This is a genomic window from Sphaerospermopsis kisseleviana CS-549 (assembly GCF_028329225.1).
GTDB lineage: Bacteria > Cyanobacteriota > Cyanobacteriia > Cyanobacteriales > Nostocaceae > Sphaerospermopsis > Sphaerospermopsis kisseleviana.
Map to the genome: position 1 here is coordinate 1 of NZ_JAQMTI010000078.1, position 23,031 is coordinate 23,031.

Consider the following 23,031-nt stretch of genomic DNA (forward strand, 5'->3'; position numbering starts at 1 on the left):
CCCCAGTCCCCAGTCCCCAGTCCCCAGTCCCCAGTCCAGCTTATGATGTTGAGGTCGAGAAAATAGCAGTAGTCAATCAACTTTTTTAGGTAATTTTGCATGGCACTGGATTTTTTTGCTTTGCTCTTGGGATTTCAATTTACTTCTCCAGGACCAATTATATTTGAACTTGGTCCAGTGATTATTCGCTGGTATGGCTTGTTGATTGCCTCAGCCGTGTTAATTGGCGTTAGTCTTTCGCAATATCTGGCAAAGCGTCGTCATGTTAATCCTGAGTTAATTAGTGATTTGTCGATTTGGCTGGTAATTGGGGCTATTCCCGCAGCTAGGCTATATTATGTTTTATTTCAATGGTCAGAATATTCCCAGCATCCAGAGAGGATTATAGCCATTTGGCAGGGAGGTATTGCCATTCATGGAGCAATTATTGGTGGTGTCATAGCGGCATTAATCTTTGCCAAAGTCAAAAAGATATCTTTTTGGCAATTAGCAGATTTAGTAGCGCCTTCGCTGATTTTAGGGCAAGCGATTGGACGTTGGGGTAATTTTTTCAATTCTGAAGCTTTTGGCAGACCAACGGATTTACCCTGGAAGCTGTATATTCCCTTGGATCATCGTCCCCCCAACTTGGCTAATTTTGAATATTTCCATCCCACTTTTCTATATGAATCTCTGTGGAATTTAATGGTTTTTGCCCTGCTGCTAACTTTATTTTTTCGCGCTTTATCTGGCAAACCACGCCTAAAGGTAGGGACATTATTTCTCGTTTACTGGGTAGCTTACAGCTTAGGACGATTTTGGATTGAAGGCTTACGCACAGATAGCTTGATGCTAGGTCCACTCAGGATTGCTCAAATAGTTAGTTTAACGGGAATTTCTTTAGGTTTAGCTGGTTTAGCTTGGCTTTATTTATTCAAACGCCCTTTACCTGATGTTGTTTCTTCCTCTAAAGGTGATGGGGTGACTGGTGATTGGTGATTCTATTTTGGATTTTGGATTTTGGATTTTGGATTGTATTTCATGAATCCAATCTAAAATCTAAAATCTAAAATTCTTCTGACTCCTGACTCCTGACTCCTGTACGGGCGAAGTAGGGGCGAAGCCTGCCTGTCGGCAGACAGGCATTCGGAAAATAACCTGTGATAAAAATTGATAATTAGTTGCCCGAATGCTTCGCCCTTACAGGAAAATAGCCTGTTCATAAAATTGATAATTGTTCGCCCGAATGCTTCGCCCCTACGACTTCTGACTCCTGCCCAAAAATAAAAAATGCCCCAGAGTTTTCTCTAGGGCTTAACCAGGGTGCATCTACCATATCTCTCTACTAGGCTAGGGGCGTTGATCCGGAAGGGTAGTCAAGAAATGCCAAAAAAATTTTTTTGGGAATAGTTGTGTAGGTTTCTATGAGTGAATGTACGAATGATATGAGTGATGCAAGTTTGATTCCTCCCTTAGAATCAGCAGTGTATATTGTGGGAGCAGGACCAGGAGATCCAGATTTATTAACGGTTAAGGCGCAAAAACTCCTCTCTAGGGCTGATGTAATTTTATTTGCTGATTCTTTAATTCCAGAACAGATTTTAGATATTTGTCGGCAAGATGCCGAGATTATTAAAACGGCGAATAAGACTTTAGAAGAGATTTTACCGATCATGGTGGAAGCGGTGCGATCGCATAAGTCTGTGGTGCGTCTTCATTCTGGTGATCCTAGTCTCTACAGTGCTATCCATGAGCAAATGCAGCTTTTGGCGGAGGCGAATATTCCTTTTGAAGTTATCCCTGGTATTAGTGCTTTTCAAGCTGCGGCCGCTAAACTCAAGATAGAGTTAACAGTGCCTAATTTGGTACAAAGTATTATCCTCACCCGCATCAGTGGACGCACAGAAGTACCAGCCAGAGAGGAATTGGCTAGTTTGGCTGCACATCAAGCTAGTTTGTGTTTATACCTGAGTGCGCGTCATGTTGCCAATGCCCAAGCTCAACTCTTGGAACATTACCCACCACAAACCCAAGTCGCTATTTGCTTTCGTATCGGGTGGCCTGATGAAAAAATCCGGGTTGTTCCTCTTGACAAAATGGCAGAATGTACTCAACAAGAACAATTACTGCGAACTACACTTTATATCATTAGTCCTGCCCTCTTACCAGTAACAAGTCGTTCTCGTTTATACCATCCACAACATAATCATTTGTTTCGTTCATCTCATCACTGAATGCAGAAAACAAAGTAAAATTAGGAGAATCATTGCTACCTTCTCAGGATGGCAATTCTCAAATTTTAATGAATATTTGAAAATTCATTAAGATTATTCCGGCAATTATTTGGTTTTTTTGTAATTTTAAATTTTGAATTGTTGATTATGCCATTAATCAAAGTCCAAACTTCTGTATCTGCTCCAGAAAAAGCTAAAATTGAGTCCATGCTCAAAGGTTTATCAGCGAAGTTAGCTAAACATACAGGTAAACCTGAATCTTATGTCATGACAGCTTTTGAACCTGAAGTACCCATGACTTTTGCGGGAACTACAGAGCCAGTTTGCTATATTGAAATTAAAAGTGTTGGCACAATGAAACCTGAACAAACTTTAGCTATGAGTCAGGAATTTTGCCAGGAAATTAACTTTTGCTTGGGTGTTCCTACAAATAGAATTTATATAGAATTTGCTGACGCTAAGGGTTTTATGTGGGGTTGGAATAGTACAACCTTTGGTTAATGTTTTTTAAGCATTCAGCTATCAGCTATCAGCTATCAGCTAATAAATTTCAGATTAAATAGACATCTGGTGACAAATAATCTAGAGATGTTACATGAAGCGTCTCTACAAAAGTTGTCTAAAGCATTTAGTTGATGTCTAAATAAATAAACCTAACTATTCCCTATTTATCAAATAATGAGTTATGAGCAAGAGTAATATCTCTGCTATCACTATTCCTGGTTATCGCATCACAGAAGTCATTCATGTTAGCACTAGAACGACTGTATATCGTGGTGAGCAAGAAAAGACTCAAACTCCAGTCATCATCAAAACTTTAAACGCACAATATCCCCAATTGCACGAATTGATATCCTTAAAAAATCAGTTCACAATTACCCAAGAAATAGAACATCCGAATATTATCAAATCCTATGTTTTAGAAACTTATGGTAATAGTTATGCTCTGATTTTAGAAGATATTGACGGCATATCTCTTCATCAATATGCTAAGTGGCAACCATTAACATTAGATTGGTTTTTCCATATTTCTATTTCCATTGTTGAGGCGTTAGAATATCTATATCAAAATAAAATTATTCATAAAGATATCAAGCCCAAAAATATTATTATTAATCCACAAACAAAGAAAATTAAACTCATAGATTTTAGTATTTCTTGTCTTTTACCTAAAGAAGTTGCTGAAATTAAAAACCTAAATGTATTAGAAGGAACGCTTCCCTATATGTCACCAGAACAAACGGGAAGAATGAATCGCGGGATAGACTACCGGACTGATTTTTATTCTTTGGGTGTGACATTGTATGAATTACTCACAGGACAATTACCTTTTATGAGTAATAATCCTTTAGAGTTGGTGCATTGTCATCTGGCGAAAACTCCTGAACATCCCAGGGAAATTAATCCCCAAATTCCTGAGATTGTAGCAGATATCATTCTGAAATTAATGGCAAAAACACCAGAGGAAAGATATCAAACAGCCAGGGGAATTAGATATGATTTAGAAATCTGTAAACAAATGTTATTAAATCAAGGTGCAATTTCTCATTTTGATTTAGGACAAAGAGATATAGCCGACAGATTTATAATTTCTGATAAAATTTATGGTAGAGAAAATGAGATTATTACTTTATTGGATGCTTTTGAAAGAGTCAGTAATGGCAATAAAGAATTAATCTTAGTAGCTGGTTTTTCTGGTATTGGTAAAACTGCGGTTATTAATGAAATTCATAAACCTATTATCCGTCAAAAAGGTTATTTTATTTCTGGCAAATATGATCAATTTCAACGCAATATTCCTTTGTCGGCTTTAGTAAAAGCATTGCAGAGTTTATTACAGCAACTTTTAACCGAAAGTACCGACAAGTTACAAGAATGGAAAAATCATATTCTATCCGCACTGGGAGAACAAGGACAAGTTATCATTGATGTCATTCCCGAACTAGAAAATATGATTGGTAAGCAACCTGATGTCCCAGAACTTACAGGTAGTGCTGCTCAAAATCGCTTTAATTTTCTCTTTGGTAAATTTATTCAAATATTTGCCACAAAAGAACATCCATTAGTAATTTTTTTAGATGATTTACAATGGGCTGATGCAGCTTCTTTGAAGTTAATAGAATTATTAATTAGTGAAACAGATACTCAATATTTATTGTTAATTGGTGCATATCGAGATAATGAAGTCTATACTGGACATCCTTTAATAATCACCTTAGATAATATTAGCAAAGCAGATGTTATAGTTAATCAAATAAACCTACAGCCTTTAGATAAATCACACTTAAATCAACTAATAGTAGATACTTTATATTGTCCAGAATCTGAAACAGAATCCCTCACTGAATTACTGTTAATCAAAACCCAAGGAAACCCATTTTTTACTAATCAATTTATGAAATCCATGTATGAGGATGGGTTGATTAGTTTTAATTTTAATTTTGGTTATTGGCAGTGTGATATTTATGCAGCTAAGGCTTTATATCAAAATGATGATATTGTAGAGTTTTTAGGAACGCAAATCAAAAAATTACCAGTTGATACACAAAACATCTTGAAAATTGCAGCTTGTATAGGTAATCAATTTGATTTATATACTTTATCTATCGTCTGTGAAAAATCACAATTAAAAATAGCTACAAATTTATGGAATGCTTTGAAACAAGGTTTGATTTTACCACAAGATGAAAGTTATAAATTTTATGTAGATAGTGCAGATAGTATAGATGTTATTTCCTTATCTGCTGCGGAATTAAAATTAAATAATTTGGAAAGACTGACAGTTAAATATAAGTTTCTCCATGACAGAGTACAACAAGCTGCTTATTTCTTGATTCCTGATGCCGAGAAACAAGCAACACACCTGAAAATCGGCAAATTAATTTTAAAAAATACTGATTCTGGGGAACTAGAAGAAAGAATATTTGAAATAGTCAACCAGCTTAATATTAGTGTTGAATTAATTACTAATGAATTAGATAAATATGAATTAGCTAAACTCAACTTAATTGCAGGGCAAAAAGCTAAGTTGTCTACAGCTTATGAAGCCGCTGTGATATATTTAAGAATGGGTTTAGAACTGTTAGCAATAGATAGTTGGCAAAATCAGTATGATTTGACTTTAAATCTTTATGTAGAAGCTGTCGAAGCCGAATTTTTAAACATTAATTTTGATCAAGCACAAACCTATATAAAAATAGTCAAAAACCATGCACATAGTTTACTTGATCAAGTGAAAGTATATGAAGCAGAAATGCAAATATATATGGCTCAGGTACAAATCCAATTAGCCATTGAAACAGGTTTAAATATTACCAATTTGTTGGGAGTTAACTTAGAAAAAGAACCACCAGAAAACTTAAATGTTGATGATTTAATCAATTTACCTGTGATGACTGCACCGGATAAAATTGCAGCGATGCGGATTTTAGCTAACATGACTGCTGCTAGTTATTTTGTTGATCCGGCATTATTTCCAGCAATTATTTTTACAATGATACATTTATCGGTTAAATATGGTAATTGTTCAAGTTCTGCTCATGGGTATGTGAATTATGGTGTAATATTATGTGGATTTTTCTTAGATATTGATACTGGATACCGCTATGGTAAATTGGCTTTGAATTTATTGGATAAATTGGATGCCAAAGAAATTAAATGTAGAGTTTTGGTAATGTGGAATGCTAATATTAATTTTTGGAAAAATCATGTTGATAAAACAATAGATAGTTTACTGGAATCTATAAATTGTGGTATAGAAGTGGGAGATTTAGAATATGCTGGTTATGCTTCCGCTATGTACAATATAAATATGATATTAAATGGAGAAAATTTAGCATCTATATTTCAGCATCTCGAAACATATATACATTTAATGTGTAATTTCAAGCAAGAGGGAACTGTTCCTGTTCACCAAGTCTGGAAACAGTTTGTGTTGAATTTTTTAGATAGCAATAATATTAAGAAATCGGATTTTAGTGGTAATTCATTTAATGAATCTGTATTATTACCACTTTTATTAGAGACCAACAGCTCTACAACATTGTTTTCTTTGTATTTAGCAAAAAGTATATTTTTTTATTTTTTTAGAAATACTGAAAAATCCCTTGAAAGTGCGGTTAAAGGACAGGAATATTTAAAGTATGTTGTTGGACAAATTACTGTAAGTTACCATAATTTATACTACTCTTTATCTCTTTTGGCTGAATATCCAAATCAATCTATAAGCGAACAAAAGACAAGTTTAAAAACTGTTTTAGCCAATCAAAAACAAATGCAATTTTGGGCTAATCATGCACCGCAAAACTATCAGCATAAGTATGATTTAGTAGCAGCAGAAACAGCAAGAGTTTTGGGTAATAATTGGCAAGCGATGGAACTTTATGATCAAGCAATTGCTGGAGCAAAGGAAAATAAATATATCCAAGAAGAAGCAATTGCGAATGAATTAGCTGCTCAATTTTATCTGGAATCTGGTAAAATAAAAATTGCTCAAACTTACTTAATAGATGCTTATTATTGTTATGTTAATTGGGGTGCTAAAGCTAAAGTAGAAGATTTAGAAATAACCTATCCTCAGCTACTTATTCCTATTCTCAAGCAAAAAGCAATAGACAGTGAAGAACCTAATTTGATTAGTAAGCTTATATCTGATTCTAGCAATAGCAGTGTATCAGCAATTTTAGATTTAGAAACAGTTACTAAAGCATCTCTAGCCATTTCTTCGGAAATTAAGATAGAAAAATTACTACATACTTTACTGGATGTAATTGTAGAAAATACAGGAGCAAAAAAAGCTGTTTTTATTTTACAGCAAGAAGGCAACTTATTTGTTGTACCACAATATCGAGAAAACCAAAAAGTTGAGTTAAACTTTACACAATTCAGTGAGCATCAAAACTTACCATTAAGCGTTATCAATTATGTTTTGAATACTCAAAAAGACATCTTGATTAATGATGCTACTAATGAAAAAACATTTGCTGTTGATCCTTATATTATTAAATATCAACCTAAATCTATTCTCTGCAATCCTATTTTAAATCAAGGTAAAGTTATCGGCATTATCTATTTAGAAAATGATTTAACAGTAGGTGCATTTACCCCGGAAAGACTGAAAGTATTAAAACTTTTATCTTCCCAAGCAGCTATTTCCTTAGAAAATGCCCAACTCTATGGTAAATTAGAAGAAAAAGTTGCCAATAGAACTCAGGAATTAAATGAAAAAAATCTGCACTTAGAAAAAACACTGCGGGAATTACAATTTACACAACTGCAACTAATTCAAACGGAAAAAATGTCTAGTTTAGGACAATTAGTTGCTGGTATTGCCCATGAAATTAATAATCCTGTAAATTTTATCTATGGTAATATCGATCATGCTCAAAACTATATTGAAGCTTTGATAAATTTGCTCAATCTTTATAAACAAGAGTATCCCCAACCTACATCTTTATTGCAACAAAAGATGGCAGAAATAGATTTAGATTTTTTGATTGTAGACTTACCAAAAATACTCAGTTCAATGTCTGTAGGTGCAGATCGTATCCGCAACATTGTTCTAGGATTACGTAATTTTTCCCGTTTAGATGAATCAGAAATGAAGTTTGTAGATATCCATGAGGGGATTGAAAGTACATTAATGCTGTTGCAACCCCGGTTTAAGGAAAAGTTAGGTTATGCACAAAATATAGTTATTAAAGATTATGGTAAGTTACCTTTAGTTATCTGTTACGCTTCGCAGCTAAATCAGGTGTTTATGAATATTATCAGTAATGCGATTGATGCTTTATATCAACATGAGCAGAGTTTATCAAAAGCGGCAAAAGAATTGTATTTTAGTCAAATTAAAATTAGTACAGCTATCATTAATAATGATTGGGTGAAAATTTCCATTAAAGATAATGCAATGGGAATTAATCCAGAAATTAAACAACGGATATTTGATCCTTTTTTCACAACTAAACCTGTTGGTGAAGGTACAGGTTTAGGTTTATCAATTAGTTATCAAATTATCGTAGACAAACATAGTGGGAGAATAGAGTGCTTGTCTGAACCAGGAATGGGTACAGAATTTATTATTCAAATTCCTATTAATTCGCGTCAGAAAAGCAACCCAAGTTGAGAGCATGGGTGTAGGATAGAGATATAGAATCAAATTATGGTTTTTTTATGTCTGCTACACCCCTGGTATCTCTGGTAAATTCCACTAACTCTACAAACTCTACCACTGCAAACTCTGAACTTGTTTCCCCTCTTCTCGGTGCTTCGGTAGCTGAGTTAACCGCTTGGGTTCAAGAACAAGGACAACCTGGATACCGGGGGAAACAACTACATAATTGGATATATGATAAAGGTGTGCGTAATTTAGCAGATGTTTCTGTATTTCCTAAAAGTTGGCGAGAAAAAGTTATAGATATTCCTATAGGTCGTTCATCTCTACATTATCGTTCTGTTGCTGCTGATGATACGGTAAAATATCTGTTGAAATTAGCAGATGGAGAAATTATTGAAACTGTTGGTATTCCCAGTGATAAGCGGTTAACGGTTTGTGTTTCTACTCAAGTTGGTTGTCCAATGGCCTGTGATTTTTGTGCGACGGGGAAAGGAGGTTTTAAACGTAATCTGAGTCGTGCAGAAATTGTGGATCAAGTTTTAACTGTACAGGAAGATTTTCAGCAACGGGTGAGTAATGTGGTGTTTATGGGGATGGGTGAACCGTTGTTGAATACGGAAAATGTAATTTTGGCTTTGAAATCTTTAAATCAAGATGTGGGAATAGGAGCGCGATCGCTCACTGTTTCTACTGTAGGTATTCGCGATCGCATTCGTCAATTAGCCGAACACCATTTTCAAATTACCCTCGCTGTCAGTCTTCATGCACCAAACCAAACATTAAGAGAGCAAATTATTCCCAGTGCTAAACCCTACCCCATCGAAGACTTACTCGCAGAATGTCGAGAATATGTAGAAATAACCGGACGCAGAGTAACTTTTGAATATATCCTTTTAGCGGGAGTAAATGACTTACCAGAACACGCTTTAGAATTATCAAAACGTCTGCGCGGTTTTCAAAGTCATGTGAATTTAATTCCTTACAACCCTATCGAGGAAGTAGATTATAAAAGACCAAACCGCGATAGAATACAAGCTTTTGTTAATGTTCTCCAACAACAAAACATTGCTGTGAGTGTCAGATATTCTCGCGGTTTAGAAGCAGACGCAGCTTGTGGACAACTGAGAAGAAATAAAAGGTAATTGGTAATTCATAATTCATAATTCATAATTCATAATTCATAATTCATAATTATAAATTACTACCCAATCACCAATCACCAATCACTATTTTTTAGCATAAATACCTGGTGCATAAGCCTCAATAACCCTACCAGTGCGAGTGCAGCTAATCATCAGGTAATCACAGGTTGGGCATTGGGTTCTGGTGACTTGACTCTCAGCAATAAAGTGACGTTCAGCTGTACTGCCGCAATTTGGGCAATGAATTTTTTGTAAAACTTGCATTTTAAAACCCCTGGATTAAATAATGTTGGTAAAAATCCGTAACTCTAGCCAGTCAAGATTTATAGCCACAGAAGCGGCTATTTTTTAACAAATTTAACAATTTAAAAATTTCACGTAAGTAGTCGTGCAAAATAAATTTTATATTTGGGAGAGGGAACAGGGAACTATTAACCGGGAACAGATACAGATAAGGAATACAGAGATTTTTGTTTGTTCCAAAAATGTTAAATTAATTTTGCCCAGGTACTTATCCTTATTCATTATCTTAGTCTTCATATTTTTATTCGTCACACTTTAGATATATAAATTTACTTTTCCTGTAACTTTTGTTTTCATTCTTAGTGATCCCCGTACTTTAATCTTTGAGACAAGTATATTTATCCTCTTGTTTTCAAATAGGTTGTTTTTGTATTCAACCGCCACAGAAAAAGAAAAACTGTATTTTAAGTCACAAAATATTTTTCTTTAGATTTTGTTAAGCTTTTCGCTGTATAAATTGTATTTCAGATTACATTTATATTCTCGGCTATAGTGGTATTTACTACCTTTATTACCTTTATTAGAGAAAATATCATTACATGACTCAGTGATAATTTAAGCAAAACTTCCAACATGAGATAATACAGTAATCAACTACTTTTGCTAATCTAGAGATTAGTAATGGGTAATGAGAAATGGGTAATTAGTAATAGATATTCTTAATTATTAATTGCCCATTATTTCTTATCATGTAAGACTTTAAGAGTTGTCGAATTAGCGAGATTACACCAAAAAATAGCCAACATTACAGCATTTACCAAGTTAGTGAGGTACAGATTTTTTTTATCTTAGGGAATTGGGAATTAGGAATTAGGAATTGGTAACAGTAAATAAATTAGGGTGTACCTCATGAGACTGGGAAACGCTATAGAAAAGATACATTACATAAAATCACGACCTATATTAGGGGTTGCTGAGAAAGTCTTTTCGTGTTCGCGCAGCGTGACGTAAGTCATGGGAATAGGAGTCAGGAGGAGAATTAAAGACATTTTTTTATTTCTGGCTGCCCATAAAAGTGCAAGGTTTTTCAGACTCAAGACTCTATAACGAAAGCACCTACCGTCTTTTTTATGAGCCTTTTTGGTTTATTCCGCATCCCCTATATTAGCAAAAACCACGCGGTGATAGGGATAGAGGATTTGACTGTATCCGAGATGTTAGCTAATGGGAAATTATCAAAAGCTATATCAGATATGGGCTTTTATGAATTTAGAAGACAGCTAGTACCGCTTCGCGGAAGTCAAAAGTCAAAAGTCAAAAGTCATACTAGAATATAAAACACAACTATATGGCAGTAAGTTAGTAATTGTGGATAGATTTTATCCCAGTAGAGACGTTATAGATTTAGTAGCTAGAAGCATCTTAGAAGAAAAAGCAAGGAATTTCTACTATGCTCATTTGCCCGCAATGTCAATTTGAAAATCCCAATGACAATAAGTTTTGTCAAAGTTGTGGCACGTCTTTAACTTATAAGACTTGTCCTGAATGTGGGGCAGAAGTCCTTTTAAATAATCAATACTGTCACAAGTGTGGTGCAGAATGTGGCACGATTTGGTGGGCAATGATTACCCAAGAAACATCTGTCGTCTTTTCCGAATTTGGGGAAGAAAAATTAACACCAGATATAGGCAACACAAACACCCGTCTACAATTTGCGGTAGGCTCATTTTTAGATCGGGGACAACGCTATCAATTATTAGAACCTTTACCAGAACCGGAAGTGATAGCGGGTGGTACTGAGTATAAAGTCAAAGTTTTAGATTGCCAACCCTTTCACATTTCACCTATTGAGGCGATGCTGGAACATCAACCACAGGGTTTGATTGTGCCATCGGTGAGTGTAATTGGCATTCCTAGTTTGGCTCAAGCTTATGTGGCATTACAACAGGAAATGTCACCGGGAATACCCATAATTCACGATGCTTGGCAACAAGATAATATGCAGGTGGTACTAATTGAAGACCGTTCCCATTGGCAGTTGTTACTGAAGGCGTGGCAAGATCCAGCCACCCATCCACTACAGATTTTACACTGGTGTTATCAGATGATCCAACTTTGGGAGATACTAAAACCAGTGAATTGTCGTCAAAGTTTGTTGAAGTTATCAAATCTGCGACTAGATGAAGACCAAACACTGGGGTTGCAACGGTTGGATCTGGAAACACCTACTAAAAATTTGCCTACTGATGGCGAGCGGCCTTTAACTATCAAGTCTTTGGGAAGGGTTTGGCGCAATTTATGTCTACAGTCTCAACATACTCATATTGCCTCTCTTGTGGAAATTTTGGATGATTTAGAAGCTGGTAAGATTGCAACTGGGGAAGAATTGCGATCGCATTTGGAGGAAATATCCACAGAACTACAATCACCTTCTAACTCTGGTCTTGCTTCTACAGAGACAAAATATACTTCTGCGCCAACTTTGTTGCAAGATGATAATTGTCAGGATGAGGAAAGAAATGAAGATGCACCGACAATTATCTTGCCAATGCAATTAAGGAGTGTGGAAGATGTAGGACGCACTGATGTCGGTCGTCAACGTGATCACAACGAAGATTATTTTGCCATTGAAACCAAGCAGCAAAAGCTGGATGTACCTGGAAATCGCCATTTGCAAGCTAGGGGTTTGTATATTCTCTGTGATGGTATGGGGGGACACGCTGGAGGTGAGGTGGCCAGTGAGTTGGCTGTAACTACTTTGCGAAAATACTTTCAAGAAAAGTGGGTTGGGGAGGAACTACCAACATCAGAAATGATCGAAGCAGCGGTTTTGTTAGCTAATCAAACGATTTATGATCTCAATCAACAAGGACTGCGTTCTGGTGTGGGGCGCATGGGTACAACTTTGGTGATGTTATTGATGCAAAACACTAAGTTAGCAGTTGCCCATCTGGGAGATAGTCGTCTTTATCGCCTCACACCCAAGGGCGGTCTAGAACAAATGACTGTAGACCATGAAGTGGGTCAACGGGAAATTGCTAAAGGATTATCTCCCAGTGTAGCTTATGCTCGTCCAGATGCCTACCAACTGACTCAAGCTTTGGGTCCACGAGATGCCGATTTTGTCCATCCTGATATCAATTTCTTTGAGATTCATGAAGATTGTTTGCTGTTGTTGGTTTCCGATGGGTTATCAGATAATGATTTATTGGAAACTAATTGGCAGACTCACCTCACACCGTTGCTCAGTTCGAGTACAAATTTGGAATCAGGTCTGAGCGACTTGGTTGATCTAGCAAATGAATACAATGGTCACGACAATATTACGGCTCTATTGATTCGGGTTAAGGTTTCTCCGATACAAACAAGCTAACTCATGCTAACTAGCTGTTAACCCTATCGGCAAAGTTGACATAGAATGGAAATGAGGTTGATAGGCCATGTCTTTACAAGTAGTTCTCTTTTCTGATAGATAAATAATTATGAATTATAAATTTTGATTGTGGTAACACTGACCCTGTTAGACACGAAAAATAAAACGCCGCTTAAACAGTGGAGTTTTCAGGGTTCCTCTGTGATTCGCATTGGTCGCGCGGTGGATAATCATGTTGTACTCAATGATAGTTTAGTTTCTCGGTATCATCTGCAACTTCAACAATTGAGTGCTGGCAGCAGCAGTGATGCTTGGCAGGTAATTAGTCAAGGGACAAATGGTACTTTTCTTAATGGTGTTCTGGTAACAAAAAGTACGTTATCCGATAATTCTCTCCTGCAACTAGCACAGGGAGGACCTATACTCAAATTCCAACTTGAGGATATACCGGAACTGACGGTTTCACCTTGGCAACCAATACACCAGGAAATTGAGAAAGTTGCAGTTTCCCATTGCAATCACGAAGGAAATTCCCCAAATAATATATTTTGTGTTCACTGTGGTCAACCGCTAACTGTGATCAAGCGAATTCGCCATTATCAGGTCTTACGCACACTGGGACAGGGTGGTATGGGTACTACTTACCTAGCTTGGGATGCTACAGGTGTAATTACAGGTGTTCCTCAACTGTTGGTGTTAAAGCAGATGAATGCGGATATGGCTAAAATTGCTAAAGCGCAGGAGTTGTTTGAACGAGAAGCGAAAACTCTGAAATGTCTTAATTATCGAGGAATTCCCAAATATTATGATTTTTTTGCCGAAGATAGGAAAAACTACTTGGCAATGGAGTTAATTCACGGACAGGATTTGGAAAAGCGTGTATATACTACTGGTCCTGTGACTCCTCATCAGGCGATCGCTTGGATGATTCAGACTTGCGATATTTTAGATTATCTCCATAACCAAGATCCACCTCTGATTCACCGGGATATTAAACCTGCTAATTTGATGGTAAGAAATGCTAATAATCAAATTGTGGTGTTGGATTTTGGTGCTGTGAAGGAAATTGGCACTGCACCAGGGACGAGGATCGGCGCTGAAGGTTATTGCGCTCCTGAGCAGGAACGAGGACAACCATTGACACAATCGGATTTGTATGCTATCGGTCCAACGCTGATTTTTTTACTGACTGGGCAAAATCCTGTAAATTTTATCCGCCACAGGGGACGTGGTGTTTGTTTTGATGTGAAAAATGTGCCGACAATTACTCCTCAACTCCGCGAAATTATTGAACGGGTGACGGAAGCTTTACCACGCGATCGCTTTCAAAGTGCTAAGGAGTTGGCTAAGGCTTTGATGGCTTGTTAGTGATTGGGTAATTGGTAATTGGTGATACAATTTTGGATTTTGGATTTTGGATTTTGGATTTTATTTCATGAACTCCAATCTAAAATCTAAAATCTAAAATCTAAAATCTTGTCCCAGTCACCAGTCCCCAGTCCCTAATCTTCGTCCCAAGTTTCTACTGCTAATAGATCACCAATGGGATCTTGCATACTAAAGCCAAAGTCCAGGAGTTCTTGTTTCCAGTGTTGCCATTCATTGCCGTAGAGGAAGGCAATTTTCCAGATGCTATCGCTGGGCTTGATAATACTGGATTCTACGAGTGATTGCACATTGCGCTGCAATTTCACCATAGGGTGAATCACTTGCTGAGTCATAACCTCGATGTGGTTCAAATTTTATTTGTGTGAATACTTAGTTAAAACTGCTTTCCAGTTGGCATTTTTTACTGGTGCGCGAGTCCTATAGTTTGGCGAAGCTAGTCTTAACTTCTAGAGTATATCATAAATGATTCTGGGAAATTGCTAAAAATTTGGTTTTGTACGGTAATTACGACTAAAGGCAGGAGGCACAGGAGGCTGTGATATTTTCTTGGGGTTTGTGGGTAATCTCATAAATAGGAGAGGAAGATTGCTGTTTTTCTGTGTTTACCGCAGCAAGTATTGATACATGGCTAGTTCTGGTAGTGATTACTTAGAAAAACGTCGTCAGCAAATTGCAAGAAAGCAAAGAATTGTTACATATATTTCTTTATTGGGCTTCGGTGGTTCTATATTGTTTGGGGGGTTTAGTACGATTCAACGGGCTTGGCAACAACCGCAGCAATCGGTGGTTGAATCTGCTGAGACTGGGTTAGAGAAACAAATTAAGGGTTATGAGTTGGTTTTGCAGCGTGAACCTAATAATCAAGTTGCTTTGGAGAAGTTGTCAGTGATGAAGTTACAGATGGGGGATAATCAGGGAGCGATCGCTCTGATGGAACGTTTGGTGAAGTTGCATCCTGATCGGGAGGATTACAAGACTGTGTTGGCGGATGTGAAAAATAGAGCAGAGGGAAATAATGAAGCTGCTAAATAAGTGAGCTATTACGCATTTAAATTTTATGAACTAAACAAGTTTAACTCTTGTGGGGTGAGCATCCCTGCCCGCCCTAATATTTGCCCTAATATTGAATTGTTTACAATAAACTCAGGTGAATGCCATGCCATAACCTATCCTAGCTAACACAAACCTACACAATGGGAAATTATGGACACTGTGAAACTTGATATGAAACTTGATCTGCCAACTGATCTACCCACCCAATTACCAGACCATACTCAATTACCCTGTGAAGATGGAACTTTTGTGAAAAATTTTCAAGAACATCCTCAAAGTATTTTATTAACAGAATCTATTTGGTCAAGATTACAGGAAATTCATCCAGATAAACAATTTTGTATAGGTCAAGATAGCGGTATTTATTGGCGTATTACTGAGCCACCACAAAAAGGAGCAGAAGCACCAGATTGGTTTTATGTTCCTGATGTACCGCCAACTTTAAATGGACAAATGCGCCGTTCTTATGTGTTATGGCAAGAATTTGTCGCTCCTTTAATTGTGATTGAATTTGTCTCAGGTAATGGTGCTGAAGAAAGGGATGAAACGCCATATTTAGGTAAATTTTGGGTGTATGAAAAAGCGATTAGAGTACCTTTTTATGGAATTTATGAAGTGCAGAAAGCATCATTGGAATTATATCATTTAGTTGAGGGAAAGTATTATTTAATGTCACCTAATGAAAGGGGTCGTTATCTAATTCAAAAAATGGGTGTAGAGTTGGGTATTTGGCAAGGAACATATAAAAATGTAGAGTTACCTTGGTTAAGATGGTGGGATTTAGATGGTAATTTATTGTTAACAGGAGAAGAACAAGCTGAACAGGAAAAACAACGGGCGGAACAGGAAAAACAACGGGCTGAACAGGAAAAACAACGGGCTGAACAAGAAAAACAACGGGCTGAACAAGAAAAACAACGGGCGGATAAATTAGCGGCTAAATTGCGACAATTGGGAATAGAATTAGATGAGTAAATAGACTGCTAGAACACCGATGCATTAATCGTAAGGGCGTATAGCATTCGGACAGAATATGAACTGGTTTCAGCAATAGGTTATCACCCGAATGCTTCGCCCCTACTTTGGCGGATATGATTAATCAATAACAGATAAAATAGGAGTGAATAAAATTATGCTCCCATTCACCACAGAAGAAACAATTTCCAACTCAGAAGAACAACTGATTAATTTTCCCACCCAACATGATCTCCCCTGTGATGACGATGACGTTATGGAAACTCTGCGACATAAATACCAAATGGATTTACTTTTGGAAACCATCTACCCTTGGTTAGAAAAACGTCAAGATGGTTTTGCCGCAGGGAATATGTTTGTTTATTTTAGTCCCTACCAAGTGAAAAAATATGATTATAAAGGTCCTGATTTTTTCTGTGTTTTAGATGTATCACAACAGGAAAGAAAAAGCTGGGTAGTTTGGGAAGAAGGAAAAACCCCTGATGTGGTGATAGAGTTATTATCAGAAAGCACTGCTAATTATGATAAAACTAAGAAAAAATTAGTTTATCAAGACCGGATGCGAGTACCGGAGTATTTCTGGTATGATCCTTTTAATCCTGATGATTGGGCGGGTTTTGCTATTGTTGAGGGAGTATATCAACCTCTAACCCGTGATGATAAAAATCGCTATATTAGTAAGAAATTGCAATTAGCTTTAGTGTGTTGGCAAGGTGTGTATAGAGGTGTGGATACGGTTTGGTTACGGTGGGAAACTTTAGATGGTGAGTTGCTGTTAACAGATAAAGAAGTTAGTGAACAGGAAAAACAACGTGCTGAACAGGAAAAACAACGTGCGGATGATGCAGAATTAGAAATAGCAAGGTTAAGGGATTTGTTGAAAAATTCAGGTGTTGATATTAATGGTTTAGAGTAAAAATCAATAGATCCCGGACTTATTAAATAATTCTGGGATCTGGTTATAAACAATAAAAATGTAAGCGAATACTTACATAAAAACTTTATTGTCTGAATCAGGATATCCAGGATTTAAGAATTGACAGGATGAACTAGAACAATAGACATCTCCAGAAAAATATATTTGCCACATCTGTAAATAAGCTTTCTCCATTTCCCGCGCAAATTTCTTACCATTCCAGAGGGGAGATGTTTGTCTTGATTTTCGTAGTTTCCATACTATTTCTTGTCTTAATTTTTCATCCTTACCCAACCTTACACCCCACTCTACATACTCTTCATCACTCCAAGCTATACCTTCCGTTATTCCTACATTCATCATCATTGTATAACTATTGCGGGCTGCAAATTGTTCTCCCACTCTGGTAACTATAGGTATTCCCATCCATAATGTTTCTAGGGTTGTGGTTGCACCGTTGTAAGGATAGGTATCTAAGACAACATCCGCAATAGCTAAATTAGCACGATGTTCTGTATCTAACGGTGCAGAAGGTAAAAATATTAACTGTTTTAAATCAACTCCTTCTGCTTCCGCAATTGGGGCGATAAAATCTTGTAAATCTTGATAATTAGTTCGATGACTTTTGAGGAGAAAATAACTATTAGGTACTTGTTTAATAATTTGTAATTGCAATCGGATATTCTGAGGATTACGTTTTAATCCCGTTTGAGAACTAAAATAAATAATCCCATCTTCAGGAATATCTAAAGATTCTCTGGTGAGAGTTGGTGTTCCTATAGTAAAACCATCAATACCAATATAATTTTCAGGCAGTCGCCAAATTTTTTCTGTGTAATAATCCTGTGCTGATTCTGGTAGAACATAGTGATCAGCCATAAAATAATCTACTGTGGGAAAACCAGTCCCATCATACCCTAACCAACTAATTTGAATGGGTGCAGGTTTCAAGGCTAAAATGGCGCAACCACCATAGGAAGTTAAACTATCTAAATCAACTAAAATATCTATCTCATCTGCATTAATTTTATCTGCCATTGCTACCATTGACAAACATTCTTGATGATAACGCTCACCAAATTCGTTCTTGTAAGCTTGTTGATGGGGGTCGTAAATATTCTCTTTTAAAGAATACAGATAAATATCAAATTGCTGATGATCATGATATTTTAACAACCACCAAGCTAAGAAACCCACAGAATGAGTACGAAAACATTCTGATAAATAGCCTATTCTTAAAGGACGCTCACTCAAAGCAGGACGATGTGATTGAAAACGTTTTTGATAAGTATTAATATTTTCGGGAAAACTTTTCCACAACACTTGTTGAGATAAAGCAGCTAATCCATTGCGAATTAATCTATTTTCACGTGGATTATCTTCCATGTATAACAAAAAAGCGCCAATGCTAAGAAGCTGAACTAAGCTTTCGTCGTCTGATTTGCTGTTGACAACATTAGATAAATATAGTTTATATGCTTGGTAAGCTTGAACTGCTTTTTCCCAACTTGCACAAGAAGTTAATAATGCGTCTAGTAAGTAATGGTAACCATTAATTTGATCAATTGGTTTTTGAGCAAGGGCTAAATATTTTTTCACCCAATCAATAGATTCTTTAGTATGATCTGATCCTAGTCTTTGCAAAGGAGCAACAATTTTTCTAATGCAATCTAAATTATTTGGGTCTAAATGGAGAGCAACTTTTGCAAAGTAAATTGACATATAAGACTGAGAAAACCGATAATAAGCTTCGGCTTTTCCTTTCAGTAATGGAATAATGGTGTCAGATGTTGATAAATGAATTATAAATTTTTCAAGCAGATGATCAACAAAGGGAGGAGGAGTAACTGGATCAAGATGAACTAACTTTTCAATTACTTTAACTAATAAATTTTCGTCAAAAACAGGGGTTTCTGTTAGTTGAGATATAGTTTCAACTAATTGATTAATATTCGTTTCCAGATCCTCAATATTTAAGTCAGTGTTTAGTTCAATTATTTTTAAAAGATTATTAATATCATCAGGTATAAATTCTTTAATGTGTTGACGAATTACCCAAGCTAATTTATTGTTAGAATTTGCTTCTTGTTCTTGAGCAGAATGTAATAAAATTTCTGTTAATTCTTGCAACCAAGATTCTGACTCTTCTTCTCCAAATTCCAGAAGGGGAGTCATCCATGTAATTTGGGCTTCTTCCTCTCTACCCTCTAATAATAAGGCTAACCCTAAATACCAATAATTAGAAACATCTCTGGGATTTTCAGCAATATTTTGTTCATATTCTGGAATACTTAACAAAGTTAAAGCTGAAGCAACTTGATTATTTAACTGGGTAGTCATAATGAACAAACTGGAAATCGTTTGGAAATATCTTACCAAGTGAGATTACGCCTGATCTGAAAATAAGCTTAAAAATCAAAAGCATTGTAGGGATTAACGACTGTTAACCCCTACATAATGTGATAAAATCAGGTAAAAATGCTAGATGCACTTCCATTGATCTAGCATTTCCAACAAGCAAAAATTAAGTGTTATTTCATTTTTTCCAGACCAGTACAAGCTGAAGTGTTAGGAGTAGTGCTTAAATTAGGTGCAGCAACTGATGTTCCTGTCTGCACACCTGTTGTCTGACAAGCAATAGCTTCAGTTTGACCAGTAGTGAGAATGACTACACCACCAGAAAAACCTTTGAGAGAACTTGGGTCTTTTGTTGTCGCTAGAACAACTGTGCTGTTTACATCGGCGCTGGGTATTGTATAATTATAGAAATCTGTTGATGAAGGAATACCTATTTTGAGCTGGTCAAACGTTGTCGCAAAGGATGTATTCTCAATCCGGTATGACTGTTGCGCTTTGTTTACTGAATTTACATAGGTTTTTGCTTCTGATTGTTTAGCTTTTGCAGCTTGGTTAAGGAAAGAAGGTAGCGCGATAGCAGATAGAATAACGATGATGATGATAACAACTAATAATTCAATCAGGGTGAAACCTTCGTTTTCTTTCTTTTTACCCAGGATGTGTTCTAAGAATTTTGCTTTCAGTTCAGTTTTCATAGTAGTTTTCCTTCAGGTGAAGTATTGTTTGTTTCTTTGTACAAATAACTTACCCACATCTGATCAGTTTCATATCACCTCTAGCAAAAATTTTTTTACCATCTTGTCAAAAGTGATGAAAATGGGCTAAAACCTTTATTTAGCAATACTTTACCTGTATATTGTTCGAGTTTAAAAGAGTTAAATAATTGTATATCTTAATTAATCTTGTTCTTGAAGCAACGAGTATCAATACTGACTCAAATCAGAGGTAAATAAGTAAAGCTTACATGATTAAATACAGGTTTTATTTTGTACTGAATACACCGATATACGATATATAATACAAAAGTTTAAGTATTACAACTATTTACGCTTAAAAGCATCCATTACTCAACCCAAAAAATTATTATGTCTATTTTTGTGCAAACCCTGAAACAGCAAGGTCTTTTTGAACAAGTGTGGATTAGATTCTCTAGCTGTAGTTAATAATATCCGCCCTTATTTCAACAAATAAATTTAAATTCGTAGTGAGGACTTTAGTCCTCATGCTCCTAGCTTTGAGCGATAAATCGCTCACTACGAACCGCACTCCAGCATAATGTAATCAAAATCATGTAACACTAATAACTGCTTTTGCAACAGGTAAAAAACCTTCACTTTCTCTATAGGTTGCGCTGTTAGATGATCAAAAGGTTTTATTGATTATGTGTATATGTTGCATAAAATATACATAAATTACTCAAATTCAGGCGGCCATAGTTCTGATACAGCCAATTCCCAACCAGGAAGTAATTCTGGTATAGTCAGAATATCCCCATTTTCCAATACCATTGTTGCTTGATTAAATCGGTAAACTGTTACAGTCAACTTATCAGGGTCAATTAAAATACCCACTGTAGCACCCAGTTGTAAAAATAACTGTATTTTCTCTTCTAAAGGTTTAATTCTGTCTGATTTAGACTTGATTTCTACTACTAAATCAGGTACTAACTCTACAAACTCCCGTTTACTTTTTTTCAATCTTTCCGCTTTCACAAAAGATACATCTGGTGCGCGGAGGTTTCTTTTTTCTGAGTTATTATCTATACTGGGCAAAATAAAACCAGCACTAGAACCAGTGACTCTTCCCAGTTTACGAGATAGCACCCACATATTCAAAAAGGTCAGTAACCGACCTCCTATTTCTTCAGACTCGTAATCTGATGGACCCATAATTACTATATTCCCCTCTACCAACTCCATTTGCCATTCTGGATGTTCGGTTTGTAACTGTTCTAAATCAGCAATAGTCAGAGACATAATACACCAGAAAACTCTTCTTTATTTATAGCAGGAGTCAGTAGAGGTAAAGCATCGCTCAACCCTTACATAATACAAAACCTAAACTTCCTGTTGACATCTGCCAATTAAATCTGTATCTTCAAAGTATATACATTCAGTCCAGTTGTTTAAAGGCGGAACTTTAACAGTTGATATAGAGTATGACTACAATTGTCGCCAAATGGGGAAACAGTTTAGCTATTCGCATTCCCAAATCTATAGCTGAACAAGTGCAATTAACCGAAGGAGTAGCAATAAACTTGACTCTGGAAGGTAACAGTATTGTGATTACACCACAAAAAAGAAAAAAATATACACTTGATGAGTTACTGGAGGGTATGACTCCTGATAAATTTCATCCTGAATTTGAAACTGGAAACGCTGTGGGGAATGAAGATTGGTAGTTTCTTATTTTCCCAACAGAGGAGATATTATTAAACTAGAATTTGGCAATAAGCAGCGGTTGACTGCTGATTCTATTAGGCGTGCATTGACTCTACAAGCATCAGGAATGTCTTTTGATGATATTGCTAACATCTTAAATGAGGAAATACAACAACAAGGACGTGAACAAATTGGTTATCGTCCAGTTTTGGTGATATCTCCAATTAAATATAATCAAATGGCTTCTTTAATTCTAGCTTGTCCCATAACTAGCAACCGAAAAGGGCTGAGTTTTGAAGTTCCACTGGTTGAGGGAATGCAAACAAAAGGAGTTGTGTTAGCTGACCAAATTAAAACATTAGATTGGAGAGCTAGAAAAGTCAAATTTGTAGAAAGTGTGCCACAGGATTTAATAGAAGAAGTACAAGCTAGGCTGGAAACTTTAATTTTATAGTGTAATTTTATAGTTTGAACCATCAGATCCCCGACTTCTTTTTTGATCTTGTCTACAAATTAGGACTTACGCAAGATTGAACTCAAAACTTGATTCTTGTTTAGGGGTAATTCATGAATTACCCCTACTTCCGTTCTATGCTGCGTAAGTCCTGAAATCATAAATTAGGGGTTGCTGAGAAAGTCTTTTCATGAGGGCATAGGAGTCAGGAGTCGTAGGGGCGAAGTAGGGGCGAAGTAGGGGCGAAGCATTCGGAAAATAACCTGTGATAAAAATTGATAATTTATCGCCCGAATGCTTCGCCCTTAGAGGAAAATAACCTGTGATAAAAATTGATAATTTATCGCCCGAATGCTTCGCCCTTAGAGGAAAATAACCTGTGATAAAAATTGATAATTTATCGCCCGAATGCTTCGCCC

Annotated in this window: 17 protein-coding genes and 1 pseudogene; 12 read left to right on the top strand and 6 right to left on the bottom strand. The window is 36.3% G+C overall.

Annotated elements, in window-relative coordinates:
• The first annotated feature begins 99 nt into the window (after positions 1–99).
• The 5 genes from lgt (at position 100) to rlmN (ending at position 9,470) form a co-directional block, all read left to right on the top strand.
• A complete protein-coding gene (lgt, locus tag PN497_RS05375; RefSeq protein ID WP_096565273.1) occupies positions 100–978 on the top strand; it encodes a prolipoprotein diacylglyceryl transferase in 879 nt (292 codons plus the stop codon).
• A gap of 425 nt (positions 979–1,403) precedes the next feature.
• On the top strand, positions 1,404–2,213 hold the full coding sequence (gene cobM / locus PN497_RS05380; protein ID WP_096565275.1) for a precorrin-4 C(11)-methyltransferase: 810 nt from the start codon (positions 1,404–1,406) through the stop codon (positions 2,211–2,213).
• Positions 2,214–2,360: 147 nt separating this feature from the next.
• Positions 2,361–2,714: a phenylpyruvate tautomerase MIF-related protein gene (locus PN497_RS05385; RefSeq protein WP_096565277.1), complete on the top strand. Its 354-nt coding sequence runs from the start codon at positions 2,361–2,363 to the stop codon at positions 2,712–2,714.
• Positions 2,715–2,898: 184 nt separating this feature from the next.
• Positions 2,899–8,337 carry a trifunctional serine/threonine-protein kinase/ATP-binding protein/sensor histidine kinase gene (locus PN497_RS05390; RefSeq protein ID WP_096565279.1) on the top strand — a complete coding sequence of 1,813 codons (5,439 nt, stop codon included), beginning with the start codon at positions 2,899–2,901 and terminating at the stop codon, positions 8,335–8,337.
• A gap of 47 nt (positions 8,338–8,384) precedes the next feature.
• Entirely contained in the window at positions 8,385–9,470 is a 1,086-nt protein-coding gene (gene rlmN / locus PN497_RS05395; RefSeq protein ID WP_096565281.1) for a 23S rRNA (adenine(2503)-C(2))-methyltransferase RlmN, read from the top strand.
• An 84-nt stretch (positions 9,471–9,554) separates the two neighbouring features.
• On the opposite strand, the gene PN497_RS05400 is transcribed toward rlmN, so the two are convergent.
• Positions 9,555–9,734 (bottom strand): replication restart DNA helicase PriA, encoded by a 180-nt coding sequence (locus PN497_RS05400; RefSeq protein WP_096565283.1) that lies wholly within the window; start codon positions 9,732–9,734, stop codon positions 9,555–9,557.
• 1,429 nt (positions 9,735–11,163) lie between these two features.
• On the opposite strand from PN497_RS05400, the gene PN497_RS05405 reads away from it, so the two are divergent.
• Complete coding sequence (locus PN497_RS05405) at positions 11,164–13,086, top strand: serine/threonine phosphatase (protein WP_096565285.1); 1,923 nt, start codon at positions 11,164–11,166, stop codon at positions 13,084–13,086.
• A gap of 129 nt (positions 13,087–13,215) precedes the next feature.
• On the top strand, positions 13,216–14,454 hold the full coding sequence (locus tag PN497_RS05410) for a protein kinase domain-containing protein (RefSeq protein ID WP_096565287.1): 1,239 nt from the start codon (positions 13,216–13,218) through the stop codon (positions 14,452–14,454).
• Between the two features lie 134 nt (positions 14,455–14,588).
• Here the strand turns inward: PN497_RS05410 and PN497_RS05415 are convergent, their stop codons facing one another.
• Positions 14,589–14,807: a DUF4327 family protein gene (locus tag PN497_RS05415; RefSeq protein ID WP_096565289.1), complete on the bottom strand. Its 219-nt coding sequence runs from the start codon at positions 14,805–14,807 to the stop codon at positions 14,589–14,591.
• Between the two features lie 292 nt (positions 14,808–15,099).
• Between PN497_RS05415 and PN497_RS05420 the strand changes: the two genes are divergently transcribed.
• The 3 genes from PN497_RS05420 to PN497_RS05430 all read left to right on the top strand — a co-directional run bounded on the left by PN497_RS05420 (position 15,100) and on the right by PN497_RS05430 (position 17,419).
• On the top strand, positions 15,100–15,507 hold the full coding sequence (locus PN497_RS05420; protein WP_096565291.1) for a tetratricopeptide repeat protein: 408 nt from the start codon (positions 15,100–15,102) through the stop codon (positions 15,505–15,507).
• A gap of 192 nt (positions 15,508–15,699) precedes the next feature.
• Positions 15,700–16,503, top strand: coding sequence for a Uma2 family endonuclease (locus PN497_RS05425; protein ID WP_236104061.1), 804 nt, complete (start codon positions 15,700–15,702; stop codon positions 16,501–16,503).
• Between the two features lie 157 nt (positions 16,504–16,660).
• Entirely contained in the window at positions 16,661–17,419 is a 759-nt protein-coding gene (locus PN497_RS05430; protein WP_096565296.1) for a Uma2 family endonuclease, read from the top strand.
• A gap of 72 nt (positions 17,420–17,491) precedes the next feature.
• On the opposite strand, the gene PN497_RS05435 is transcribed toward PN497_RS05430, so the two are convergent.
• The 3 genes from PN497_RS05435 to PN497_RS05445 form a co-directional block, all read right to left on the bottom strand.
• Positions 17,492–19,759: an O-linked N-acetylglucosamine transferase, SPINDLY family protein gene (locus PN497_RS05435; RefSeq protein ID WP_096565298.1), complete on the bottom strand. Its 2,268-nt coding sequence runs from the start codon at positions 19,757–19,759 to the stop codon at positions 17,492–17,494.
• 191 nt (positions 19,760–19,950) lie between these two features.
• The gene (locus PN497_RS05440; protein ID WP_096565300.1) at positions 19,951–20,472 is read right to left on the bottom strand and encodes a type IV pilin-like G/H family protein; all 522 of its coding nucleotides are present in this window, start codon (positions 20,470–20,472) and stop codon (positions 19,951–19,953) included.
• A gap of 717 nt (positions 20,473–21,189) precedes the next feature.
• Positions 21,190–21,753, bottom strand: coding sequence for a Uma2 family endonuclease (locus tag PN497_RS05445; RefSeq protein WP_096565302.1), 564 nt, complete (start codon positions 21,751–21,753; stop codon positions 21,190–21,192).
• Between the two features lie 182 nt (positions 21,754–21,935).
• Here PN497_RS05445 and PN497_RS05450 point away from each other — a divergent pair, with 182 nt between their 5' ends.
• Both PN497_RS05450 and PN497_RS05455 read left to right on the top strand, forming a co-directional pair.
• Positions 21,936–22,178, top strand: coding sequence for an AbrB/MazE/SpoVT family DNA-binding domain-containing protein (locus tag PN497_RS05450; protein ID WP_096565304.1), 243 nt, complete (start codon positions 21,936–21,938; stop codon positions 22,176–22,178).
• Positions 22,172–22,612, top strand: a complete 441-nt coding sequence (locus PN497_RS05455; protein ID WP_096565306.1) for a type II toxin-antitoxin system PemK/MazF family toxin — start codon at positions 22,172–22,174, stop codon at positions 22,610–22,612. Before PN497_RS05450 ends, PN497_RS05455 begins: the two co-directional genes overlap by 7 nt.
• Before the next feature lie 135 nt (positions 22,613–22,747).
• Here the strand turns inward: PN497_RS05455 and PN497_RS05460 are convergent.
• Positions 22,748–23,031: pseudogene (locus tag PN497_RS05460) on the bottom strand (hypothetical protein); the annotation flags it as partial.